This window comes from Streptomyces rubellomurinus, assembly GCF_000961885.1.
GTDB classification, from domain to species: Bacteria; Actinomycetota; Actinomycetes; order Streptomycetales; family Streptomycetaceae; genus Kitasatospora; species Kitasatospora rubellomurina.
In genome coordinates, this window is record NZ_JZKH01000171.1 from 1 (window position 1) to 6,256 (window position 6,256).

General features: G+C 77.2%; 3 protein-coding genes. All 3 read left to right on the forward strand.

What is annotated here, in order from left to right; genetic code table 11:
* Nucleotides 1-4,168: SDR family NAD(P)-dependent oxidoreductase (locus VM95_RS36640; protein ID WP_045705456.1), on the forward strand; the 4,168-nt coding region annotated here is incomplete at its 5' end.
* Nucleotides 4,169-4,315: 147 nt separating this feature from the next.
* Nucleotides 4,316-5,884, forward strand: a complete 1,569-nt coding sequence (locus tag VM95_RS36645) for an MFS transporter (RefSeq protein ID WP_063773620.1) — start codon at nt 4,316-4,318, stop codon at nt 5,882-5,884.
* Nucleotides 5,881-6,192 (forward strand): DUF5302 domain-containing protein, encoded by a 312-nt coding sequence (locus VM95_RS36650; RefSeq protein ID WP_052707803.1) that lies wholly within the window; start codon nt 5,881-5,883, stop codon nt 6,190-6,192. Before VM95_RS36645 ends, VM95_RS36650 begins: the two co-directional genes overlap by 4 nt.
* The last annotated feature ends 64 nt before the right edge of the window (nt 6,193-6,256 follow it).

The following is a 6,256-nucleotide window of genomic DNA, read 5'->3' on the forward strand; positions in this document are numbered from 1 at the left end:
CCCGCGGTACTGGGCGCGCCAGGCCCGCGAGGCCGTCCGCTTCCTGGACGCCCTCCGCACCCTGCACGACGCGGGCGTGCGCCGCTTCCTGGAATGCGGGCCGTCCGGGGTGCTGTCCGCGATGGGCGCCGCCTGCCTGGACGACGCCGTCTTCACCGCCTCCCTCCGCACCACCGACGACGAACCCGCCGCCCTGCTCGCCGCCGCCGGCGCCCTGCACGTCGCCGGCCAGGACCTCGACTGGACGGCCGTCCTCGGCACCGGCCCTGGCACCAGCACTGCCGCCGGGACCCCCGCCAACCTGCCCACCTACGCCTTCCAGCGCCGCCCGTACTGGTTGGACGCCCCGAAGGCGGGCCGGGACGCCCGTTCCGCCGGGTTGTTCGCGGCCGAGCACCCGTGGCTGGCGGCCGTGACGGCGCTGGCGGGCGGCGAGGGCCACCTGCTGAGCGGCCGGGTGTCGCTCGGCGACCAGCCGTGGCTGGCGGACCACGCCGTCTTCGGTGCGTTCCTCGTGCCGGGCGCGGGTCTGCTGGACCTGGCGCTGTCCGCCGCCCACCAGGTGGGTGCGGCCGGGGTGGCCGAGCTGACGCTGGCCCAGCCGATGGTGCTGCCGGCCACCGAGGGCCTGAGGCTGCAGGTCAAGGTCGGCCCGGCGGACGAGCACGGGGCCCGCCCGCTGGAGATCCACAGCCAGTCGGAGGCGGCCGCCTCCGACGCGCCCTGGACCCTGCACGCGCAGGGCCGCCTGGCCGACACCGGGGGCGACGCCACTGCGGAGTCCGCCGAGCTGGGCGCCTGGCCCGTCCCGGGCGCCGAACCGGTGGCGCTGGACGGCCTCTACGACGGCCTGGCGGAGCAGGGCCTCGGCTACGGTCCGGCCTTCCGGGGCCTGACCGAGCTGCACCGCCGGTCGGGCGAGCGGGTCGCGTACGGCAGGGTCGTGCTGCCCGAGGGGCTGAGCGCGGACGGCCACGCGATCCACCCGGCGCTGCTCGACGCCGCGCTGCACACCCTGGCCGGCGTCACCGCCGACTCCGACTCCGGCTCCGACAGCGGCGAGCCGGACACCGTACTGCTGCCGTTCGCCTGGTCGGACGTGACCCTGCACGCGACGGACAGCACCGAGCTGCGGGTCCGGGTGGAGCTCACCTCCCCGGACGGCCTGGCGGCCCGGGTGCTGGTGACGGACGCCGCCGGTGAGCCGGTGCTGTCGGCGGGCTCGCTGGAGGTGCAGCGGGCCCGGGCGGAGCAGCTGCGGGTGCGGCCCGCCTCGGGCGCCGAGCACCTGTACCGGCTGGAGTTCCAGCCGCTGCCGGAGACCGGCGCGGTCGCCGGCCTCGGTGACACCGTCGTCCTCGGCGGCTCCTCGGAGCACCCCGTCGCCGCCGGGCTGGGCCTGACCACGGTCCGCGACCTGGCGGACCTGCTCGCCCGCCCGGCCGTCCCGGCCCGCATCCTGGTCGACCTGTCCGAGACAGCTGCGACCGCCGAGGCCGGTGCGGCCGAGCGGACCGCCGTCACCGCCCTGGAGCAGGTCAAGCTCCTGGTGTCCGACGTCCGCTTCGCCGACACCGAGGTCGTCTGGCTGACCCGGGGCGCCGTCCCGGCCCGCCCCGAGGACGAGGTGCCGGCGCCCGAGCAGGCCGTGCTGTGGGGCCTGCTCCGCTCGGTCCGCACCGAGCACCCGGAGCGCCGCCTGCGCCTGCTCGACCTGGACCCGGACCAGGCCACCGACGCCCACGGGGACCCGGACCAGGTCGCCCGGGCCCTGGCCGCCGCGGACGAGCCCGAACTGGCCGTCCGCGCCGCCGCCGTCCTCGTCCCGCGCCTGCGCCCGACGCAGTCGGCGGACGGCACCCTGCTGCCGCCCCCGGCCGCGGCGGCCTGGCACCTGGACATCCGGGAGAAGGGCCGACTGGACACCTTCGCCCTGGTCCCGGTCGAGGACGGCGGCCCGCTCGGCGAGCACGAGGTGCGGCTGCGGGTGCACGCCTCCGGCCTGAACTTCCGGGACGTGCTGAACGCGCTCGACATGGTGCACGCCCCCAAGCTGGGCCTGGAGTGCGCCGGCGTGGTCCTGGAGACCGGGCCGGGCGTCGCCCACCTGCGCCCGGGGGACCGGGTGATGGGCCTCGCGGTCGGCACCTTCGGCACCGAGGTCCGGGCGGACGGCCGGATGATGGTGCGGATCCCGGACGGCGTCGGCTTCGCCGAGGCCGCGACCGTCCCGCTGGCCTTCCTCACCGCCTACCACGGGCTGCTCGAACTCGGCGGGCTGACCGCCGGGGAGCGGGTGCTGGTGCACGCGGCGGCGGGCGGCGTCGGCATGGCCGCCGTCCAGCTGGCCCGGCACTTCGGCGCCGAGGTGTGGGGCACGGCGAGCGCCGGCAAGTGGGCGACGCTGCGCCGGCTCGGGCTGCCGCAGGAGCGGATCGCCTCCTCGCGCGACACCGGCTTCGAGACGCGGTGGCGGACGGACGGCGGATTCGACCTCGTGCTGAACTCGCTCACCGGCGAGTTCATCGACGCCTCGCTGCGGCTGCTGGAGCCGCGCGCCGGCCGCTTCCTGGAGATGGGCAAGACCGACATCCGGCGGGCGGCGGAGGTCGCGGCCGCCCACCCGGGCGTCCACTACCGGGCGTTCGACCTGATGGACGCCGGACCGGACCGCATCCTGGAGATGCTCACCGTCGTCGCCGACCTGCTGGAGCGGCGGGTCGTCGCCCCGCTGCCGTTCGCCGCGTACGACGTGCGCCGGGCGGCGGACGCGTTCCGCTTCATGGCGCAGGGGCGGCACATCGGCAAGCTGGTGCTCACCTCGCCGCGCCCGCTGGACCCGGACGGCACCGTCCTGGTCACCGGCGGCACCGGCGAGCTGGGCCGCCTGACGGCCCGCCGGCTGGTCACCGCGCACGGCGTCCGCCACCTCGTGCTGACCTCGCGCCGCGGCCCGGCCGCGGCCGGGACGGACGAGCTGGTGGAGGAGCTGCGCGCGGCCGGCGCCGCCACCGTCCGGGTGCTGGCCTGCGACGTGGCGGACCGCGCGCATGTCGCGGCGGCGCTGGCGGCGGTCGACGCCGACCACCCGCTGACCGGCGTGGTCCACCTGGCCGCCGTGATCGACGACGGCGTCGTGGTGAACCAGACCGCCGAGCGGTTCGGCCGCGTCCTGGCCCCGAAGGCCACCGGCGCCCGCCACCTGCACGAGCTCACCCGCGGGCTGGACCTGGCCGCGTTCGTCCTGTTCTCCTCGGTGGCCGGCACGCTCGGCTCCCCGGGGCAGAGCAACTACGCGGCGGCCAACGCCTACCTGGACGCCCTCGCCGCCCACCGCACCCGTCGCGGCCTGCCCGGCACCAGCCTCGCCTGGGGCCTGTGGGAGCAGGGCGGCACCGGGCTGACCGCCCACCTCGGCGACGCCGAACTGGGCCGGATGCGCCGCCAGGGCGCGCAGCCGCTGACCGTCGAGCAGGGCCTCGCCCTGTTCGACACGGCACTCGGCCGGCCGGAGCCGCACCTGGTGCCGCTGCGGCTCGACCTGGACCGGCTGCAGCGCGCGGCGGGGTCGGAACTCCCGCCGCTGCTGCGGGCGTTGCTGCGCACCCCGCTGCGCCAGGCGCGCCGCTCGACGGCGGGCACCGACTCGCTGGGCGAGCGGCTGGCCGGCCTGACCGGCCCGGAGCGGATCGCCTCGCTCACCGAGCTCGTCCGGCAGGAGGTGGCCGCCGTCCTCGGGCTGTCGGACACCGCGACCGTCCGGGCCGAGCAGCCGCTGCGCGACCACGGCTGGGACTCGCTGATGGCCGTCGAACTGCGCAACCGGCTCTCCGCGTTCGCGCAGGTGCCGCTGCCCAGCACGCTGGCCTTCGACTACCCGACGCCGCAGGCCATCGCGGACTTCCTCAACGTCCGCCTGGACTCCGGCGCCGTCCGGCCCGAGGACAGCGCCCCGCCGCAGGACCCGGAGCAGGCCGCCCGCTGGGCGCTGGGCCGGATCTCGGCGGCCGACCTGCGGCAGAGCGGCCTGCTCGGCCGGCTGCTCGAACTCGCCGGCGCCCCGCAGGCCGCCCCGGTGGGCGGCGGCACGGACGCGCTCCGGCTGGCCGAGGAGCTGACCGTCGACGAGATGGACCAGGCCCTGGACGCCGTCCTCGGCGTGCTCTGACCCGTCCGCACCCGCCCGACCCCGCACCCGCCCGATCCCGCACCCGCCCGACCCCGCACCCGACGACGCCCGGAACGCCGGACGGCCCCCGATCCGGGGCCTCCGGCGCCCGGGCGTCCCCGCACCGACCCCTCGGGAGGTCCCGTCGTGTCAACCACCGTTCAGGAGGCCGCACTTCCCGCGCCACCTGCCGCCGAAGCCGCCGAAGTCGCCGAAGCCGCCGGACCCGTCGAACCCGCGGATCCGCCGCAGGCGCACCCCGCCCCGCCGCGCCTGCGCTGGCTGCTGCTGGCCGTCGTCACCGGCGCCTCGTTCCTGGACAGCCTCGACGTCAACATCGTCACCGTCGTCCTCCCCGCCGTGCAGCGCGACCTGGGCGCCGACTTCGCCACCGCCCAGTGGACGCTCGCCGGCTACGCCCTGGCGTTCTCGCTCTCCCTCATCACCGGCGGCCGGCTCGGCGACATCCACGGCCGCAAGCGGGTGTTCCTCGCCGGGGTGGCCGGTTTCACCCTCGCCTCGGCCGCCTGCGGCTTCGCCCCGAACGCCGAACTCCTGGTCGCCGCCCGCCTGGTGCAGGGGGTGGCGGCGGCGCTGATGGTGCCGCAGGTGATGTCGGTGATCGTCACGCTGTTCCGCCCGAAGGAGTGGCCGGTCGCCTTCGCCGTGCTGGGCGCGGCGCTCACCCTGGGCAGCGTCGGCGGCCCGCTGCTCGGCGGACTGCTGACCGGGCTCGACCTGTTCGGCCTCGGCTGGCGGGCGATCTTCCTGGTCAACCTGCCGCTCGGGCTGCTGATCACGGGGCTCGGCGCCAGACTCCTGCCGGAGAACCGGCACGAGGGCCCGCCCCGGCTCGACCTGCCCGGCGTCGCGCTGCTCACCGCGGCCGCGTTCGGGCTGATGTACCCGCTGGTGCAGGGCCGCGAGCAGGGCTGGCCGGCCTGGATGCTGCTGCCGGCGCTCGCGGCGCCCGTCCTGTTCCTGCTGTTCGCCCGCCACCAGCGCCGCCGGCACGCCCGGGACGGCAGCGCGCTGGTGCCGCCGCCGCTGTTCGCCCGGCGCAGCTTCGCGGCCGGGCTGGCGGTGACGCTGCTCGCCTTCACCGGGATCGGCTCGCTCGCGCTCGTCCTCACCTACCACCTGCAGTACGGCCTCGGCTGGTCGGTGCTGCGGACGGCGCTGGCGACGGCGGCCTGGCCGGTCGGCATCGCGGTCACCTTCCAGATCGCGTGGCGGCACGGCACGCGCCGCGGCCGGCTGTTCGTCGGGGCGGGAGCGGCGGTCATGGCGGCCGGTTCGCTGCTGCTGACGGCCGCGGTCCGCTCGGCCGGGGCGGGCCTGTCCTGGTGGCAGGTGGCCGGCGCGGAGCTGGTGGTGGGCTTCGGCATGGGCCTGTGCTCGCCGGTGCTCGCCTCGGTGGTGCTCAGCGAGGTGCCGCCGCAGGACTCCGGTGCGGGATCCGGGGTCGTCAACGCCGTCACCCAGTTCGGTTCGGCGGTCGGTGTGGCCGTGGTCGGGGCGATCTTCCTCGCCGTGACCGGGGGCGTCGCCGCCGACGCGCCCGACCGGATCGACCGGTTCTGCTCGGCGACCGGCGCGACGCTCTGGTACAACGCCGGCGCCTTCGCGCTGACCGCCGCCCTCAGCCGCTTCCTCCCCGGGCCCGCCCGGACGCCCGAAGACCTCGCCGACCCCTCGCAAGGAGCCCTCGCATGACCGCGTCCAGAACGTCCGTCGCCCCGCTGTCCGCCTTCCACCCCCTGTTCCGCCCGCTCACCACCTCGGAGGTCCCCATGACCGGCAACATCCAGCAGTCCGCCAAGCTCACCGCCGCCCCCGCCCCCGCCGCCGCGCCCGCCGCCCCGCAGGACGACCTGCGGCGCCGCTTCCAGGACGCGCTCGGCCTGAAGAGCGGCGGCGCCGCCCGGCAGGCCCGTGAGGCGCAGCAGGCCGGCCGCAGCAAGGTCGGGGACCTGCACGGCCCGGCCGCCCGCAAGCGCAGCTTCCGCCGCAAGACCGGCTGAGCGCGGGCCGGTGCGGGCGGGGCCGTCACGGCCCCGCCCGCCGCCGTCCCCCCTACCCCTGCGC